The sequence below is a fragment of the Streptomyces sp. R44 genome (assembly GCF_041053105.1).
Lineage (GTDB): Bacteria > Actinomycetota > Actinomycetes > Streptomycetales > Streptomycetaceae > Streptomyces.
This window is the reverse complement of sequence record NZ_CP163444.1, coordinates 5,631,909-5,647,736: the sequence shown is the minus strand read 5'-3', so window position 1 is coordinate 5,647,736 and position 15,828 is coordinate 5,631,909. Positions and strand designations below refer to the sequence as shown.

General features: G+C 73.3%; 14 protein-coding genes. 3 read left to right on the top strand and 11 right to left on the bottom strand.

What is annotated here, in order from left to right:
* Positions 1-112: 112 nt before the first annotated feature.
* Entirely contained in the window at positions 113-688 is a 576-nt protein-coding gene (locus AB5J54_RS26410; protein WP_369146399.1) for a SprT-like domain-containing protein, read from the bottom strand.
* Between the two features lie 232 nt (positions 689-920).
* On the opposite strand from AB5J54_RS26410, the gene AB5J54_RS26405 reads away from it, so the two are divergent.
* Both AB5J54_RS26405 and AB5J54_RS26400 read left to right on the top strand, forming a co-directional pair.
* The gene (locus tag AB5J54_RS26405; RefSeq protein ID WP_369146398.1) at positions 921-2,132 is read left to right on the top strand and encodes a TOMM precursor leader peptide-binding protein; all 1,212 of its coding nucleotides are present in this window, start codon (positions 921-923) and stop codon (positions 2,130-2,132) included.
* Between the two features lie 41 nt (positions 2,133-2,173).
* Positions 2,174-3,511, top strand: a complete 1,338-nt coding sequence (locus tag AB5J54_RS26400; RefSeq protein WP_369146397.1) for an ABC1 kinase family protein — start codon at positions 2,174-2,176, stop codon at positions 3,509-3,511.
* A gap of 270 nt (positions 3,512-3,781) precedes the next feature.
* On the opposite strand, the gene AB5J54_RS26395 is transcribed toward AB5J54_RS26400, so the two are convergent.
* From AB5J54_RS26395 to AB5J54_RS26375, 5 genes are all read right to left on the bottom strand, one after another.
* The gene (locus tag AB5J54_RS26395; protein WP_369146396.1) at positions 3,782-3,964 is read right to left on the bottom strand and encodes a hypothetical protein; all 183 of its coding nucleotides are present in this window, start codon (positions 3,962-3,964) and stop codon (positions 3,782-3,784) included.
* Between the two features lie 99 nt (positions 3,965-4,063).
* The gene (locus AB5J54_RS26390; RefSeq protein WP_351192661.1) at positions 4,064-4,387 is read right to left on the bottom strand and encodes a hypothetical protein; all 324 of its coding nucleotides are present in this window, start codon (positions 4,385-4,387) and stop codon (positions 4,064-4,066) included.
* A complete protein-coding gene (locus tag AB5J54_RS26385; protein WP_369146395.1) occupies positions 4,384-4,752 on the bottom strand; it encodes a WhiB family transcriptional regulator in 369 nt (122 codons plus the stop codon). The genes AB5J54_RS26390 and AB5J54_RS26385 overlap by 4 nt, the downstream gene beginning before the upstream one ends.
* A 173-nt stretch (positions 4,753-4,925) precedes the next feature.
* Entirely contained in the window at positions 4,926-5,291 is a 366-nt protein-coding gene (locus AB5J54_RS26380; RefSeq protein WP_369146394.1) for a hypothetical protein, read from the bottom strand.
* Positions 5,292-5,462: 171 nt separating this feature from the next.
* Positions 5,463-7,643 (bottom strand): ATP-dependent DNA helicase UvrD2, encoded by a 2,181-nt coding sequence (locus AB5J54_RS26375; RefSeq protein WP_369146393.1) that lies wholly within the window; start codon positions 7,641-7,643, stop codon positions 5,463-5,465.
* A gap of 158 nt (positions 7,644-7,801) precedes the next feature.
* Here AB5J54_RS26375 and AB5J54_RS26370 point away from each other — a divergent pair, with 158 nt between their 5' ends.
* Positions 7,802-8,044: a mycoredoxin gene (locus tag AB5J54_RS26370; RefSeq protein ID WP_369146392.1), complete on the top strand. Its 243-nt coding sequence runs from the start codon at positions 7,802-7,804 to the stop codon at positions 8,042-8,044.
* Positions 8,045-8,120: 76 nt separating this feature from the next.
* Here AB5J54_RS26370 and AB5J54_RS26365 read toward each other — a convergent pair whose 3' ends face one another.
* The 5 genes from AB5J54_RS26365 to AB5J54_RS26345 form a co-directional block, all read right to left on the bottom strand.
* Positions 8,121-8,912 (bottom strand): hypothetical protein, encoded by a 792-nt coding sequence (locus AB5J54_RS26365; RefSeq protein WP_369146391.1) that lies wholly within the window; start codon positions 8,910-8,912, stop codon positions 8,121-8,123.
* A 65-nt stretch (positions 8,913-8,977) separates the two neighbouring features.
* On the bottom strand, positions 8,978-9,946 hold the full coding sequence (nudC, locus tag AB5J54_RS26360) for an NAD(+) diphosphatase (RefSeq protein ID WP_369146390.1): 969 nt from the start codon (positions 9,944-9,946) through the stop codon (positions 8,978-8,980).
* Positions 9,947-9,981: 35 nt separating this feature from the next.
* Entirely contained in the window at positions 9,982-11,400 is a 1,419-nt protein-coding gene (locus AB5J54_RS26355) for a dipeptidase (RefSeq protein ID WP_369146389.1), read from the bottom strand.
* 10 nt (positions 11,401-11,410) lie between these two features.
* Positions 11,411-14,857 carry an ATP-dependent helicase gene (locus AB5J54_RS26350; RefSeq protein ID WP_369146388.1) on the bottom strand — a complete coding sequence of 1,149 codons (3,447 nt, stop codon included), beginning with the start codon at positions 14,855-14,857 and terminating at the stop codon, positions 11,411-11,413.
* An 81-nt stretch (positions 14,858-14,938) separates the two neighbouring features.
* On the bottom strand, positions 14,939-15,754 hold the full coding sequence (locus AB5J54_RS26345) for a hypothetical protein (RefSeq protein ID WP_369146387.1): 816 nt from the start codon (positions 15,752-15,754) through the stop codon (positions 14,939-14,941).
* Positions 15,755-15,828: the final 74 nt, after the last annotated feature.

Sequence of the window (15,828 nt, the reverse complement as noted above, 5' to 3'; positions counted from 1 at the left end):
CCCGAATGGCGAATGCTCGCGCCAGGCTAACCGCTGCGCACGACATTGAGACAGGCCAGGTCGTTTTCGGTACGGAATCGGGAAACCCGCACGCACCCGCGTGGCGGCGCGGTCACTCCTCGCGGGCCGCCGGAAGGTGCGGCAGGCGTTCGGCGGCGACCACGCCCTCCAGATAGCCGCGGGCCCGCTCGGTGCGGGGGTACGCCTCCAGGAGCCGCCAGAACCGTGGCCCGTGCCCGGGGACGAGCAGATGGGCCAGCTCGTGCAGGAGGACGTAGTCGACGACGTACTCGGGCATGCCCTGGAGCCGGTGGGAGAGGCGGATGCTGCCCTCGGAGGGGGTGCAGGAGCCCCAGCGGGTGTTCTGGTTGGTCACCCAGCGGACCGAGCCGGGGCGGGCCCGGCCGCCGAAGTACTGCTCCGAGAGGCGCAGCGCCCGCTCGGTGAGCTCACTGTCGCCGAGGACCTTCCGGCTCTCCTGGGCGGCGAGCTTGTCGAGCATGACGCCCACCCAGCGGCGCTCCTCCGCCTCCGACATGCGGGCCGGGATGAGCACGATGGTCCGGTCGCCCTCGCGGTAGGCCGAGACGGATTTCCTCCGGCGTGGGCTTCTGCGGACCTCTACCGCACTCGTCCCCGCCCCGCGGGGCGGTTCGCTGGTCACGCTGCGCTGTGGGTCGGCGGGCACGGCCCCGACGTTACCCGCTGCCGGCGGGGGAAGTCCCGCCTCGGGAGTGGTTTCGGGAACGATCCGACCCGACCGCGCACCATTTGAATGACTAATCCCCCGGCCTGTGGACAACTTTCGGCGGCCGTCGCGACGGCGGTCCATTCTCACCTGGACGGCACGAAAAGCCGTTGTCGATCATGAAATGCGGTCGGAGGCGGGGACGGACATGGGGAAGGACGGGGGCGGGGAAATGCATCCGATGGTGAAACCGGCGCTGCGGCGGGCATGGCGGAGTCTGCGGTGCGTCCAGTTCGGCGTCGCCCCCGCGCACGCGGTGGTGCTCGGCCCGGTCGACCAGGAGACGGGGGCGGTGCTCGGGCTGCTCGACGGCACCCGGGGGACCGCGCTGCTGCGGGCCGAGGCGCGGGCGCTCGGCCTCCCGGACGGACGTCTGGAGGCGCTCCTGGGCCGTCTGGAGTCCGCCGGGCTCCTCACGGACGCCTCGACCGGGCGGCCCGGGAAGGCGGGGCCGGCGGCCGGCGCGGTGGACGTCGCCCTCGACCCGCTCCGCGCGGACCTGGCCTCCCTCTCCGTGGTCCACCCCGAACCGGAGCGGGCGGCGCGGACCCTGACGGCCCGGCGGGCCCTGCGCGTCCAGGTCCGGGGCGCGGGGCGGGTCGGGGCGACGGTGGCGGCGCTGCTCGCCGCGGCGGGAGTGGGCACGGTCGAGGTCCTCGACTCGGGCCGGGTCGAACCCTGGGAGACGGCCCCGGGCGGCCTCCCGGCCGAGGCGGTCGGCGAACGGCGGGCGACGGCGGCGCGGCGCTGGGTGGGCCGCTGGGCACGGGAGCCGGGGCGCGGGGGACCGGCGGGCGGAGCCGGGCCGGGCGGACCGGGCGGGCCCGGCGGGTCGCGACGCCCGCGCGGTCGGGGCGGCCCGGGTCAAGCTGCGGGTGCGCCCGGCCTGTCACTCGTCGTGGTGACGCCCCGGGACGGTCTCGGCGCGTACGTCCCCGATCCGCTCCCCGCCGAGCCGTGGATCTCCACCGGCACCCCTCATCTCTACGCGGGCGTCCTGGAGGCGACGGGGGTCGTCGGGCCGCTCGTGCTGCCCGGCGGCACGGCCTGCGCGCGATGCCTCCAGGAGGAGCGGACGGACCGGGACCCGGTGACGCCCCGGCTGCTCGCCCAGTGGCGCTCGGGCGCCCCGCACCCGCTGCCCGCCTGCGACCTCGGCCTCGCCACGGCGGTGGCGGGTCTGGCCGCCGCGCACGCGCTGGCGTTTCTGGACGGGGACCTCCCGGCGAGCACGGGCACCCGCTGGGAGGTGTCACTGCCGCTCCTGGAGTGGCGGGCGGAGCGGCTGAGACCGCACCCGGCCTGCCCGTGCGGGGCGGCGCGCGGACGAGAAGGGGAGCGCGCCTCGGCGGCCGGGGACGCGCACGACACAATGGCGGGGTAACGGCCCTGCGCGGCACGGCAGTCTGGGTTTTGGAGGGGCGTATGTCTGATCTTCCCCGGAAGGCGGTCACCCGGACCGCCAAGTTGGCCGCGTTGCCACTGGGCTTCGCGGGCCGGGCCACCTGGGGTCTGGGCAAGCGGATCGGCGGCAGATCGGCGGAGCTCGTCGCCCGCGAGCTCCAGCAGCGCACGGCCGAGCAGCTGTTCAAGGTCCTCGGCGAGCTCAAGGGCGGGGCGATGAAGTTCGGACAGGCGATGTCCGTCTTCGAGTCGGCCCTGCCGGAGGAGGTCGCCGGACCGTACCGGGCGGCGCTGACGAAGCTTCAGGACGCGGCCCCGCCGATGCCGACGCGTACGGTGCACGCGGTCCTGGAGGAGCGTCTCGGCGCCGGATGGCGGGAGCTGTTCCTGGAGTTCGAGGACAAGCCGGCGGCGGCGGCCTCGATCGGGCAGGTGCACCGGGCCGTGTGGCACGACGGGCGCGAGGTCGCGGTGAAGGTGCAGTACCCCGGAGCCGGGGAGGCGCTGCTCTCGGACCTGACGCAGTTGAGCCGCTTCGCCCGGCTGCTCGGCCCGCTCGTCCCGGGCATGGACATCAAGCCGCTGATCGCCGAGATGCGGGACCGGGTCTCCGAGGAGCTGGACTACGGCCTGGAGGCCGAGGCCCAGCGGATCCACGCGGAGGAGTTCGCCGACGATCCGGACGTGGTGGTGCCGGCGGTGGTGCACCAGTCGGAGCAGATCCTCGTGACCGAGTGGATGGACGGGGTGCCGCTCGCCGAGGTGATCGCGGACGGCACGGAGGAGCAGCGGGACCGGGCGGGGCAGCTCCTGGCCCGCTTCCTCTTCTCGGGCCCGGCGCGCACGGGGCTGCTGCACGCCGATCCGCACCCGGGGAACTTCCGGCTGCTGCCGGGTGCCGGGGAGGACGACGGTCCCGAGGGCTGGCGGCTCGGCGTCCTGGACTTCGGCACGGTGGACCGGCTGCCGGGCGGGCTGCCGGAGACGATCGGGACCTGTCTGCGGATGGCGGTCACCGGGGAGGCCGAGACGGTCTACGAGCTGCTGTGCGGGGAGGGCTTCGTGAAGGAGTCCGTCGCGCTGGACCCGGAGGCGGTCCTGGAGTACCTGCTGCCGATCATCGAGCCGGCCGAGGTGGAGGCGTTCGTCTTCACCCGCGGCTGGATGCGGACGCAGGCGGCGCGGATCGCGGACCCGCGCTCTCCTGCGCACCAGTTGGGCAAGCGGCTGAACCTGCCTCCGGCGTATCTGCTGATACACCGTGTGACGTTGAGCACGATCGGGGTGCTGTGCCAGCTGAACGCGACGGTACGGCTCCGTGACGAGCTCACGGAGTGGCTGCCGGGCTTCGAGGCGTAGCCCCGCCCCGCGGCCGTGTGGGCCCTCGCCCGGCTGGGCGGTACCTCGCCGCCGTGTGGGCAATCGTCCCGCAGGGCGGGACGGGTGGGCACACGGGACGGCGCCCTCTCGCGGCGCCTCCGCGGTCCGGGCCTGGACCCGCACCCGGATGCGCGGCGCACGCGTGGTGCGGGTCGGGGCGCGTAAGCCTCTGGCGTCGGCAAGGGCGCCGTCCGTTGTGCCCACCCGTTCCGCCCCTTGCGGAACGCCTGCCCACAACGGGGGGCGGCGTTACCACCAGGACGAGTCCAGGCGGCCTTCGATCGCGCGGATGTTGGCGCGGGCGCAGTCCTCGCAGAAGTACTGCCGCCGGCCGTTCTCCACCGAGCAGGTCCAGGTCAGCGGCAGGGTCTCGGTGGTCTTGCCGCAGCGCGCGCAGACGAAGGGTGCCTCGGGGGTACGGGCGTCGTTCACCCTCGTGACGATAGCCCGGCGGGCACGCCGCGGACCGGACAACGCACCGCGGGGGCCGGTCCGTTCGGACCGGCCCCCGCGGAGGCATCACGGCGATGCTCAGTGCATGACGGCCATGGCGAGCGCGCGGCGGGCGCGCAGCGAGACGCGCTCGGCACGGCGCTGCATGCGCCGGGCGGCGACCAGGCGCACGGCCTGGCGTTCCGCGTCGGCCTCACGCTGTCGCTCGTGCATATGAGCACGGGCCAGGGCTTCTGGGGCGAGTTGCATTTCACGGGTCCTGTTCTGTCGCGCGGTGTGCGCGGCGGCGGGGGAGAAGACTGGGGTCGCGGAGCCGGCGGGCTCGCTGGTGGAAGAGGTCATCGGGGCCTGCTTCTGGGGATCGTGCGTGAGGGGGCGGTCGATGGTTCCGGTGGCGCTCATGCCGCGACCGGGTTCTTGCGCGGACGGCCACGGGGCCGCTTGCGGGCGACGACCACGCCCTGGACGAAGAGCTCGCCGCCCCAGACGCCCCAGGGCTCGCGGCGCTCCTTGGCGCCGGCCAGGCAGGCCGCGACGAGCGGGCAGGTCTGGCAGAGGGACTTCGCGTACTCGACGTCGGCCGGGGACTCCGCGAAGAAGACCTCGGGGTCGTAGGCGCGACAGGGTACGGGGACGCCGAGGTTCTCGATGGCGTCGTCGAGCGCGGTGAGCGCGGTGAGGGGGGTCAAAGCGGGGTCCTTCGTGAGGCCGGACTGGGGGATCGATTCGGAATGCGGTACGGACGGGGCGTGCGCTTCGAGTTGCACGGTGGTCTTTCCTCGTCTGGTCGTTCCGGCCTGTTGGCCGGGGTTTCGGCTGGTACCGGGCGGTGTCTTTCCCGAGGCCCCTTCGTGCCGTCGTCCCCGTTCGGGGACAAACAGAAGGGCCGCGGATCCCGGGTGGGGTTCCGCGGCCCTGAAGGCGCCGGTCTGATCATGGATCAGACTGGATCACTCCAGGGTTCGAGCCCACGGAAGGCCCACATCATGTGGTGGTGCGTCGTCGTCTGCTGCTGGGTTCCGGCACCGGTCGCCGCAAAGCCATAGGCCGTGGCCTTGCCTGCTACTCCTGCTTCCAGTGCCTTGGTCGGTCGCTCATTGCGCGGAGCCACGGCGGCCGCACCGAGACCGGAAAGACCGGTGACGGGCAGGCCGGCGACGGGCAGACCGGTGCCAATGAGCGCCGAGGCGGAGAGGCCGAGCGAGCAGGCGGAGACGACCGAGCGATCGGTCATTTTGGCCGTGCCGACGATGCTGACGGTGCTGATGGAGCTGGCGGTGCGGGTCTGAATGGTGGTGCTGATCACTGGAATCGCCTCCTCTCGGCGTCTCGGAGGGCTCGGGTGCGAGCCGGACCCTCATGTTTATTTGGACAAGTACAGCACGAAGACAGGGCTTCGAAGAAGCACTGTTTCCGTGGTTAAGAACCTATGGGGCTTGACGGGGCGGGCGCAAACTATTTTTCCGACGAGTTTTCCTCAGACCTCGTCCTCGCCCGTCCCACCGTCCTCACCTGCGCAGATGGCCAGGACCTCGGCTCCGAAGCGGTTGAGCTTGCGGACGCCGACGCCGGCGATCGAGGAGAGCTCTCCGTCGGTGGCGGGGACACGCTCGGCGATCGCCATGAGCGTCTTGTCGGTGAACACGCAATACGCCGGCTGGCCGAGCTCCCTGGCCTGTTCCGATCGCCAGTCCCGCAGCCGCTCGTACAGCGCCTCGTCCATGTCGGAGGGGCAGTCCTCGCAGCGCATCAGCTTCATCGCGCCCGCCTCGGTGAGCGTGGCACCACAGACCCGGCACAGAACGGGGCCGCGCGCCTTGCGCCGGACGGGGCCGCTCCCCCGCTCGACGGAGCCGGCGCCGCCGCCGGAGCCGAGGGTCCCGAGGGAGCCGGAGCCGGGCCGCAGCCCCTTGAGGAAGCGGCTGGGGCGCCGGTTGGCGCGGCCGCCCGGGGAGCGGGAGAGCGCCCAGGAGAGCGTGAGGTGGACCCGGGCCCGGGTGACGCCCACGTACAGCAGGCGGCGCTCCTCCTCGACCTGCTCGTCGGTCTTGGCGTACGTGATGGGCATCATGCCCTCGGTGAGGCCGACCAGGAAGACGGCGTCCCATTCGAGGCCCTTGGCCGCGTGCAGCGAGGCGAGGGTGACGCCCTGCACGGTCGGGGCGTGCTGGGCGGCGGCCCGCTCGTCGAGCTCGGCGACCAGGTCGGAGAGGGTCGCTCCGGGCTTGGCGCGGGCGAAGTCCTCGGCGAGCCGGACGAGCGCGGCGAGGGACTCCCAGCGGTCGCGGACGGCGCCGGAACCGGCGGGCGGCGTGCTGGTCCAGCCCTTGGTGGAGAGAACGGCCCTGACCTGTGCGGGGAGGCCCTCGGCGTCGTCGAGGAGCGAGTCGTTGCCCCCGGCGCGGGCGGCGCCGCGCAGGGCGATGCCCGCCTCCCGTACCTCCTGGCGCTCGAAGAAGCGCTCGGCGCCGCGGAGCTGGTAGGGCACTCCGACGTCGGCGAGGGCCTGCTCGTACACCTCGGACTGGGCGTTGATCCGGTAGAGGACGGCGATCTCGCCGGCCGGTACGCCGGCGGCGATGAGGTCGCGGATCCGGCGGGCGGTGCCCTCGGCCTCCGCGGGCTCGTCGGCGTACTCCGTGTAGACCGGCTCGGGGCCCGGGTCGCGCTGGGAGATCAGCTCGAGGCGGTGCTCGGCGGCCCGGCCGCGGGCCTGGCTGAGCAGCCCGTTCGCCAGATGGACGACCTGCGGGGTGGAGCGGTAGTCGCGGACCAGCTTGACGACCGTGGCGCCCGGGTGCCGGGTGCGGAAGTTCAGCAGGTGGTCGGGGGTGGCGCCGGTGAAGGAGTAGATCGTCTGGCTGGCGTCGCCGACCACGCAGAGGTTGTCGCGGTCGCCGAGCCACAGGTCGAGCAGCCGCTGCTGGAGCGGCGAGACGTCCTGGTACTCGTCCACGACGAAGTGCTGGTACTGGCGGCGGATCTGGTCGGCGATGTCGTGCCGGTCCTGGAGGATGCCGACGGTGAGCAGCAGCACGTCCTCGAAGTCGATCACCGACCGGTCGCGCTTCAGCTGCTCGTACATGGCATAGATCTGGCCGATCTCGGCCGGGTCGCGCGGGGCGTCCCTGACGGACTTGGCGACGGCGGCCGGGTAGTCGGCGGGGACGGTCTGGGTGACCTTGGCCCACTCGATCTCGCCGGTCACGTCCCTGAGCTCGTTCCGGTCGAGCCGGATCCGGCAGCGGGCGGCGGCGTCGGCGACCAGCTGGATCTTCCGCTCCAGGAGCCGGGGCAGCTCGCCACCGACTGCTTTCGGCCAGAAGAACTGGAGCTGGCGGAGGGCCGCGGAGTGGAACGTACGGGCCTGGACGCCGCCCGCGCCGAGCTGGCGGAGCCGACCGCGCATCTCTCCGGCGGCCCGGTTGGTGAAGGTGACGGCCAGCACACTGGCGGGCTGCAGGATGCCCGCGCGCACCCCGTACGCGATGCGGTGGGTGATGGCCCGCGTCTTGCCCGTACCGGCTCCCGCGAGCACGCACACCGGCCCGTTCAGGGCAAGGGCGACCTCGCGCTGCTCGGGGTCGAGCCCGTCGAGCACCGCGTCGGCCGTCTCCGGGACCTGCGGGAAGAGAGTGGAGTGCGTTGCTGCTGTCACCCCGCCATGCTGCCAGGTCGGGAAAGGTCGTGCGGCGGCTCATCCACAGGCGGGATCCACAGGCACGCGCCGCCGGTCATACGAATTCCGGGAATGGCCCGGCCGGGGCGTACGTTCTTCCTCTGGCACCCGTCCGCGAACAAGAGGAGCGCCTGGCCATGCAGGGCACTGTGACGATGTACAGCACCACGTGGTGCGGCTACTGCCGTCGGCTGAAGAGCCAGATGGACCGCGAGGGCATCGCGTACACCGAGGTCAACATCGAGCTGGACCCTGATTCGGCCGCGTTCGTCGAGAAGGCCAACGGCGGCAACCAGACGGTTCCGACCGTTCTCTTCCCGGACGGTTCGACCCTGACGAACCCGAGCCTCGCGCAGGTCAAGCAGAAGATCGGCGTCTGACGTCCGCACGGCGTGACCCCCGATCGGCCCGGTGCCGGTCGGGGGTTTTCCGTGTGACGGCAGCGGAGCCGTGGGTTCAGAGAGGGAGCACGGGCCGGGTGGAGCAGTCCTCGTGGAGTCCGTCCGGGCCGTGGACGAATTCGGCCATGGTCGGGTTGCGGTGGGCGGTGGCCAGGGGCAGCCAGGCCAGCAGGTGGCCGTAGCCGCCGCACACCGACTCGCCGCCGTCCCCGCCGTGGACCGCGGTGGTGTCGCTCGTCAGCTCCGAACGGTAGGTGTCGTGGGCGATGCGCAGGCCGAAGGCGTTCGGCTCGTTCCGCGGGCCCGGGCCGTCCCCGTACGGGAGGCCGTCGAGGGGGCAGTCGTTCCCCCAGCGGAACAGGGTCTCCGCCCCGGCCCCGCACGCGTGCTCCCATTCGTCGGAGCTCGGCATCCGCAGGCCGCGCGCCGCGAGCACGGCCGGCATGTCGGCGGGCTCCTCGGTCAGGTCCTCGTCCTCCACGGCCATGAGCACGGTGGCGAGGACGACGCTCCGGCGGGGGCTGAGCACCTGGGCGAGATGGGCCCGCAGGTCGGGTGCGTCGGCGAAGCCCTGGGCCAGGCTCTCGGCGTAGTCGGCGGTCTGCCAGGGGGTCGGCCGCCAGCCCTCCGGGTCGAAGCCGAGGGTCACCGGCCCGCCGGGTATCAGGGCGAACTCCTGCCCCTCGCGCTCGATCCGGACGCGGTGCAGCGGGGCACCGAGGTGCTCGGTGGTGTCGACGAGGGTCACCCGGCCGCCGACCCGGCCCGCGGCCTCCTCGGCGAAGCGGCGTGCGGCGGGCAGGTCGAAGGACCGCCACTGGTCGAGGGTGAGATCAGCGAGAGACATGCCGCGCAGTGTCGCAGGCAGGTCTGACACGGCCCCCGGCCCGACGGCCGGGGGTTTTCCGTGCCTCAGATCACGTCGCCCGGCTTGGGGAGGGGCTTGCCGTACCAGCGCTCGATCAGGCGGGAGGCGATCGAGATGCCGTACGGGGGCAGGACCTCGCCGGACTCGAAGGCGGCGGCCAGGTCCTCGCGGGAGAACCAGCGGGCCTCGTGGATCTCCTCGCCGTCCACGTTGATCTCCGAGGAGGTCGCCTTGGCGAAGAAGCCCAGCATCAGGCTGGACGGGAACGGCCACGGCTGGCTGGCGATGTACTCGACCTCGCCGACCGTCACCCCGGCCTCCTCGAAGACCTCACGGGCCACCGACGCCTCGATGGACTCGCCCGGCTCCACGAAACCGGCCAGGGTGGAGAAGCGGCCCTCCGGCCAGTGCACCTGGCGGCCGAGCAGCGCCCGGTCCTGCTCGTCCGTGACCAGCATGATCACCGCCGGGTCCGTACGGGGGTAGTGCTCGGCGCCGCAGGCCTGGCAGCGGCGGACGTGACCGGCGGCCGCGACGACCGTCCGCTCGCCGCAGCGCGAGCAGAAGCGGTGGAGGCGCTGCCAGTTCTCCAGGGCCACCGCGTGCACCATCAGGCCCGCGTCGCGGTCGGAGAGCAGCAGACCGGCCTCGCGCAGCCCGGCCGGGCGGGCCGACTGGTCCATGCGGCCGGGCAGGGAGTCCTTCTGGAGCGCGAAGTACGAGACGCCGTCGGCGTCCGTGCCCAGGAAGTAGCGGTGGGTCTCGGTGACCGGGGCCTCGAAGGCCGGGGTCATCACGAGCTCGGTGGTGCCGTCGGGGCCGTCGTCGATCAGCACCTGGCCCCCGGAGACCACGAAGACCCGGGTCGTGGGGTGGCTCCAGGCCGCCGCCAGCCACGCCTCGTCGAGGCGGTGGTGGGCGGCGCGGTCGATGCCGCTCGGGGCGGTGAGCGAGATCGGGCGGTCCGCCGCCGCGTGCCTCGGGCTGCTCGACGCGTTCTTCAGGGTGCTCACAGGTGCTTCCAACTCCCCCGGATCGGTGTGTGGGTTCAGCGCGCGGCGTGGTGGAGCGCGGTGGGCAGGTCGCTCCACAGGTGCGCGGTCGTCTCGACGCCCTTCATGAGGAGATCGAGCTCGATCTTCTCGTTGGGGGCGTGCCAGCCGTCGGACGGGACGGAGATGCCGAGGAACAGGACGGGCGCGCCCAGGACGTCCTGGAGGTCGGCGGCCGGTCCCGAGCCGCCCTCGCGGGTGTAGCGGACCTTGGCGCCGTCGAAGGCCCTGCTCATGGCACCGGCCACCGCCTTGAGGGCGGGGTGGTCGAGCGGGGTGAGGCAGGGGCGGGTCGGGGCGCCGAAGACGATCTCGTACCGGACGCCGGCGGGGACGAGCCCGGCCAGCCAGTCCCGTACCGCGAGCTCGATCTTGGCCGGGTCCTGGCCCGCGACCAGACGGAACGACAGCTTCAGCTGGGCGGAGGCGGGGACGATCGTCTTGCCGCCGGGGCCCTGGTAGCCGCCGCCGATGCCGTTGACCTCGGCGGTGGGCCGGGCCCACACCCGCTCCAGGGTCGAGAAGCCGGCCTCGCCGAGGGTGCCGTGCGACTTGGCCGTCCGCAGCCAGGCCTCCTCGTCGAAGGGCAGCTCGGCGACGAGGGCCCGCTCGGCGTCCGTGAGTTCCGTCACCCCGTCGTAGAACCCGGGGATCGCCACGTGCTCGTGCTCGTCGTGCAGGGCGGCGACGATCCGGCCCGCGACGGTCGCCGGGTTCGGCACGGCGCCGCCGAAGGAGCCCGAGTGGATGTCCTGGTCGGGGCCGTACAGCTCGATCTCGCAGTCCGCGACCCCGCGCATGCCGGTGCAGACGGTCGGGGTCGTCTCGGACCACATGCCGGTGTCGGAGACGATCACGGCGTCGGCGGCGAGCCGGTCCCCGTGCGCCTCGACCAGCGCGCGGAAGTGCGGGGAGCCGGACTCCTCCTCGCCCTCGACGATCAGCTTGAGGTTGACGGCGGGCGCGGTACGACCGGTGGCGGCCAGGTGCGCGCGGACGCCGAGGGTGTGGAAGAACACCTGCCCCTTGTCGTCGGCCGCCCCGCGCGCGTACATCCGGCCGTCGACGACCGTCGGCTCGAACGGGTCCGTGTGCCAGCCGTCCTCACGGGCCGCGGGCTGTACGTCGTGGTGGCCGTAGACGAGGACGGTCGGGGCGTCCGGGTCCCCGGAGGGCCACTCGGCGAAGACGGCGGGAGCACCGTCCGTCTCCCACACCTCGACCGTGGTGAAGCCGGTCTCCGTCAGCTTGGCGGCGAGCCACTCGGCGCTGCGCCGTACGTCCCCGGCCCGGTCCGGCTGGGCCGACACGGAGGGGATGCGCAGCCAGTCCGCGAGGTCGCCGAGGAAGGCGTCGCGGTGCTGCTCGATGTACGTGCGTACGGCGTGGACGGCGTTGTCCGGGGTCTCGCTCATGGCTCCGAGCCTATCCGGCGTCCGGGGGTGCCCCTCCCAGCAGGATGGCCTCCAGCTCCGCCCGGCCGGGCAGGCGGGTGGGACGCGCCACCTCACCCGTTCGGACGTACACGAACGCGGCGGCCACGTCCTCGGGCGCGAGGCCGTGCTGCTCGGCCCAGGCGAGCCGGTAGATCGCGAGCTGGAGCGGGTCCGCCGAGCGGTCCCGGCTGGTCTTCCAGTCGACGATCTCGTACGCGCCGGAGTCCGGGTCCCGGTAGACGGCGTCGATCCTGCCCCGGACGACCCGGCCCGCGAGGGAGAGGTGCACGGGGACCTCGACGCGGTACGGGGTGCGGTGGGCGTACGGGGTGCGGGCGAAGGCCTCCTTGAGCTCGTCGAGGTCCCGCTCGTCGAGGATCTCCGGCTCGCCCGCGAAGTCCTCGCCGCCGGGCAGCTCCTCCGGGCCGAGGAACGGCAGCGGGAGCTCCTCGAACCGGGACTCCACCCACGCGTGGAAGCGGGTGCCCCGGCGGGCCGCGGGCTGCGGCGGCTTGGGCATGGGCCGGGCCAGCTCCTGGGCGAAGCCGTCGGGGTCGGCGGCGAGGCGCAGCACCTGGGAGGCGGAGAGGTACGCGGGGAGGAGGACGTCACGGGTGGTCGCGCGGGCGCGGCGGAGCTCGGTGGTGAGGGCGGTGAGGTCTCGGTCCCAGGACGCGATGGTTCTGGTGTCCTCGGGGGTGAGTTCCTTGTACGGCTCCGAGGGCTGGGGCTCTTCCCGGGGGGCCGGGACCGCGTCCTTGTGGAGGTCCTCCGGGAGGGTCTCCTCGTCCCAGACGGGTTCGTCCTCGTCGGGCCAGAGGTCCTCGGGGCCGGGGCCCGGGAGGTCGGGCGCCGTGCTCGGGGGGTTGTGCCCACCCTCCCCCGAGCTCTCGGCTTCGCTGGAGCAGGGGGGACCCCCGTCGCCCTGCGGAACGTATGCCCACAACCGGCGGCCGACGGCCTCCGCCGCCTCCCTACGACGCTTGAACGACTCCTCGTCCAGCGGCAGTGGCCAGGCCTGGTCCCTGCCCTCTTCCGTCAGGGAGGGGTTCTCCGCGTCCTTCTCCGGTTCTTCCGCCCAGTTCTCGATCTCGCCGTGGCCCGCCTCGCAGTGGTCGTACAGCGCCTGGAGGAAGTCCGAGGGGCCGCGGGGCTTCTTCTGGGCCGGGCCCCACCAGTGGGCGGAGCCGAGGAGGAGGGAGCGGGGGCGGGTGAAGGTGACGTAGCCGAGGCGGAGCTCCTCGGTGTGCTGGTGGTCCCGCATCGCGTTCTTGAAGGACGTGAGGGACTTGGCGTCCCAGGTGTCGATGCCCGGCAGGGTGGCCGCGTCGCCGCGCAGGGCGTGCGGGAGCACCTGGGGCTGCGAGGTCCACGACTCGCGGGCGCGGGCGCTCGGGAACTGGCCGGTGACCAGGCCGGGCACGGCGACCACGTCCCATTCGAGGCCCTTGGACTTGTGGGCGGTGAGGACCTTCACCGTGTTCTCGCCGCCCGGCAGCGCGTTGTCGAGGCCCTTCTCGAACTGGACGGCGGTGCGCAGGAAGCCGAGGAAGGCGAGGAGGCTGGCCTCGCCGTCGAGGGAGGCGAAGCCGGCGGCGATGTCGAGGAAGTGGCCGAGGGTCTCGCGGCGGCGGGCCGCGAGCGCGTGCGGGGAGGCGGAGAGCTCGACCTCCAGGCCGGTCGCGGCGAGGACCCGGTGGAGCACGTCCATGAGGGGGTCGGCGAGCGAGGTGCGCAGGGCGCGCAGTTCGGCGGCGAGGCGCGCGAAGCGGACCCGGGCCTCGGCGGAGAAGGCGAGGCCGTCGTCGGCGGCGGCGCCGGAGTCGAGGAAGGTGTCGAGCGCGTCGGCGAGGGAGACGACCTCGGCCGGGTCGACGCCCTCGACGGCGGCGGCGAGCCGCTGCTCGGGGTCGGCCTCCTCGCCGCCCCGGTGGACCAGGAGGCGGGCGCGCCGGCCGAGGAGGGCGAGGTCGCGGGCGCCGATGCGCCAGCGGGGGCCGGTGAGGAGGCGGACCAGGGCGGCGTTGGCCCCCGGGTCCTGGAGGACCTCGCAGACGGCGACGAGGTCGGCGATCTCGGGCAGGTGGAGGAGGCCGGAGAGGCCGACGACCTCGACGGGCACGTCACGGGCGACGAGGGCCGCGTGGATGGCGGGGAAGTCGGTGGCGGTGCGGCACAGGACGGCGATCTCGCCGGGCTCGCGGCCGGTCCGCACGAGGTGGGCGAGGGAGTCGGCGAGCCAGTCGATCTCCTCGGCGTGGGTGGGGAGGAGGGCGATGCGGACCGTGCCGTCGTTCTCGGCGCCGGGGGCGGGGCGCAGCGCCTCCACGCCCGCGTGCATGGCGCGCAGGGGGGCGGCGAGGCCGTTGGCGAGGTCCAGGAGACGGCCGCCGCTGCGCCGGTTCTCGGAGAGGGAGTAGCGGCTCGCGGGGCTGCCGTCGGCGTGCGGGAAGTGCTCGGGGAAGTCGTCGAGGTTGGCGACGGAGGCGCCGCGCCAGCCGTAGATGGCCTGGCAGGGGTCGCCGACGGCGGTCACGGCGTGTCCGGTGCCGCGGCCGGCCGGGCCCTGGCCGAAGAGTCCGGAGAGCAGCAGCCGCTGGGCGACGGAGGTGTCCTGGTACTCGTCGAGCAGGACGACCCTGAACTCCTCGCGGAGGATCGCGCCGACCTCGGGCCGGGTGGTGGCGAGCTCGGCGGAGCGGGCGATCTGGTCGCCGAAGTCGAGCAGGTCGCGGGAGCGCTTGGCGGCTCGGTAGCGGACGACGAGGTCGAGGAGCTCGCGGCGGGCGGCGGAGGCCTCGGGGATCTTGCGCAGTTCGGCGTTGCTGAGCCGGGCGTCGGCGAGGGTGTCGAGGAGCTCGGAGTCGTACGCGAGGAGCCGCTCGGGCGGGACGAGGTGCTCGGCGAGCTCGGCGTCGAGGGCGAGCAGGTCGGTGATGAGGGTGGGGAAGGACCGGGTGAGCGCCGGGTAGGGGCCGGGGGCCTCGCGCAGCACGCGCGCGGCGAGCTGGTAGCGGGTGGCGTCGGCGAGGAGCCGGGAGGTGGGCTCCAGGCCGATGCGGAGGCCGTGGTCGGTGAGGAGCTGCCCGGCGAAGGCGTGGTACGTGGAGATACGGGGCTCGCCGGGGGGGTTGTCGGGGTCGATGACGTCGGGGTCGGTGACGCCGGCGCGGACGAGGGCGGTGCGGACGCGCTCGGCGAGCTCGCCGGCCGCCTTGTTGGTGAAGGTGAGACCGAGGACCTGCTCGGGGGCGACCTGGCCCGTGCCGACCAGCCAGACCACGCGGGCGGCCATCACCGTCGTCTTGCCGGAGCCGGCGCCGGCCACGACGACCTGCGGGGCGAGCGGCGCGGTGATGCAGGCCGTCTGCTCCGGGGTGAACGGGATGCCGAGGAGCTCCTTGAGCTGCTCGGGGTCGGTGAGGTGTGCGGTCACCTCAAAGAGGCTAACGGGGCCGACTGACATTCCGGCCCCGTACGCCTCTGACCTGGGACGTCACGCGGGAGGGTACGGGTGCTACGCGGGCGCGCCGCCGTCCAGCTTGGAGAGGTCGACGGTCTCGTCGGCCGGCGGGGCCTTCACCACGACCGGCTTGTCGTAGTCGGAGAACACGATCGCGCCGGGCTCGTCGCCGCCCGTCTTGACCATCTTCAGGATGTACGGCTTGCCCGTCAGGGAGACGGAGGCCGTGGTGGTCTCGCCGCCCGTCTTCTTCTTCACCAGGGTCGCGACGGGCTTCCCGTCGACCTTGCCGTCCGGTCCGCGGGTCAGTCCGCTGCGCTGTTCCTTGTCCTTGCCCACGTCGGCGAGGAGCGACTTCAGGTCGCAGACGCCGCCGAGGTCCTGGCTGCCCGCCTGTCCGGGGGAGATCTTGAGCCAGCGGCCCTTGATCAGTTCGAGGGTCGCGCTGATCGCCGGCTCCGGCATGCCCTGGGAGGCCATGGAGGCCCGCCAGAACGCCTCGTCGCCCTTCATGTAGGTGACCTTGTCGAGCCGGCGCAGTTCGGCGGTGCCGTTCTTGATCTTGATGAGGCCGGTGCACTCGTCCTTGTCGTCGACGGCGAAGTCGATGCCGATCGGCTGTCCTTCGCTGACGAGCTTGCCGGTCATGCGCAGGGACGTCGCGGACTGGGTGGCGGTCACCGCCCGCTCGCCGATCTGGTCGGCGGTGAGGCCCGCGAACGGATCCGGGGAGGGGGCGACGGACACCCCGGGGCCCGCCGTGGCCGCGGGGGCCGCCGCGGCCACGGTCGCCGTCACGGGTCCCGCGACGACGACGGTGGCGCAGACGACGGCCGCGGCGCGGAGCTTTCGGTGGGAGTGGGACGCCATGCGTACCTCCTCGCGGTGTCCCCGAGGCTCCCACCAGGGTCGCCCCGCGCGCGCGTGGCCGCGACTTCTGGGCC

Bases quoted from the DNA above. Each gene is read 5' to 3' on its own strand.
- AB5J54_RS26355 (WP_369146389.1), bottom strand. From the start codon at position 11,400: ATGAGCGAGACCCCGGACAACGCCGTCCACGCCGTACGCACGTACATC.
- AB5J54_RS26365 (WP_369146391.1), bottom strand. From the start codon at position 8,912: ATGTCTCTCGCTGATCTCACCCTCGACCAGTGGCGGTCCTTCGACCTG.
- AB5J54_RS26345 (WP_369146387.1), bottom strand. From the start codon at position 15,754: ATGGCGTCCCACTCCCACCGAAAGCTCCGCGCCGCGGCCGTCGTCTGC.
- AB5J54_RS26370 (WP_369146392.1), top strand. From the start codon at position 7,802: ATGCAGGGCACTGTGACGATGTACAGCACCACGTGGTGCGGCTACTGC.
- AB5J54_RS26400 (WP_369146397.1), top strand. From the start codon at position 2,174: ATGTCTGATCTTCCCCGGAAGGCGGTCACCCGGACCGCCAAGTTGGCC.
- AB5J54_RS26390 (WP_351192661.1), bottom strand. From the start codon at position 4,387: ATGAGCGCCACCGGAACCATCGACCGCCCCCTCACGCACGATCCCCAG.
- AB5J54_RS26405 (WP_369146398.1), top strand. From the start codon at position 921: ATGCATCCGATGGTGAAACCGGCGCTGCGGCGGGCATGGCGGAGTCTG.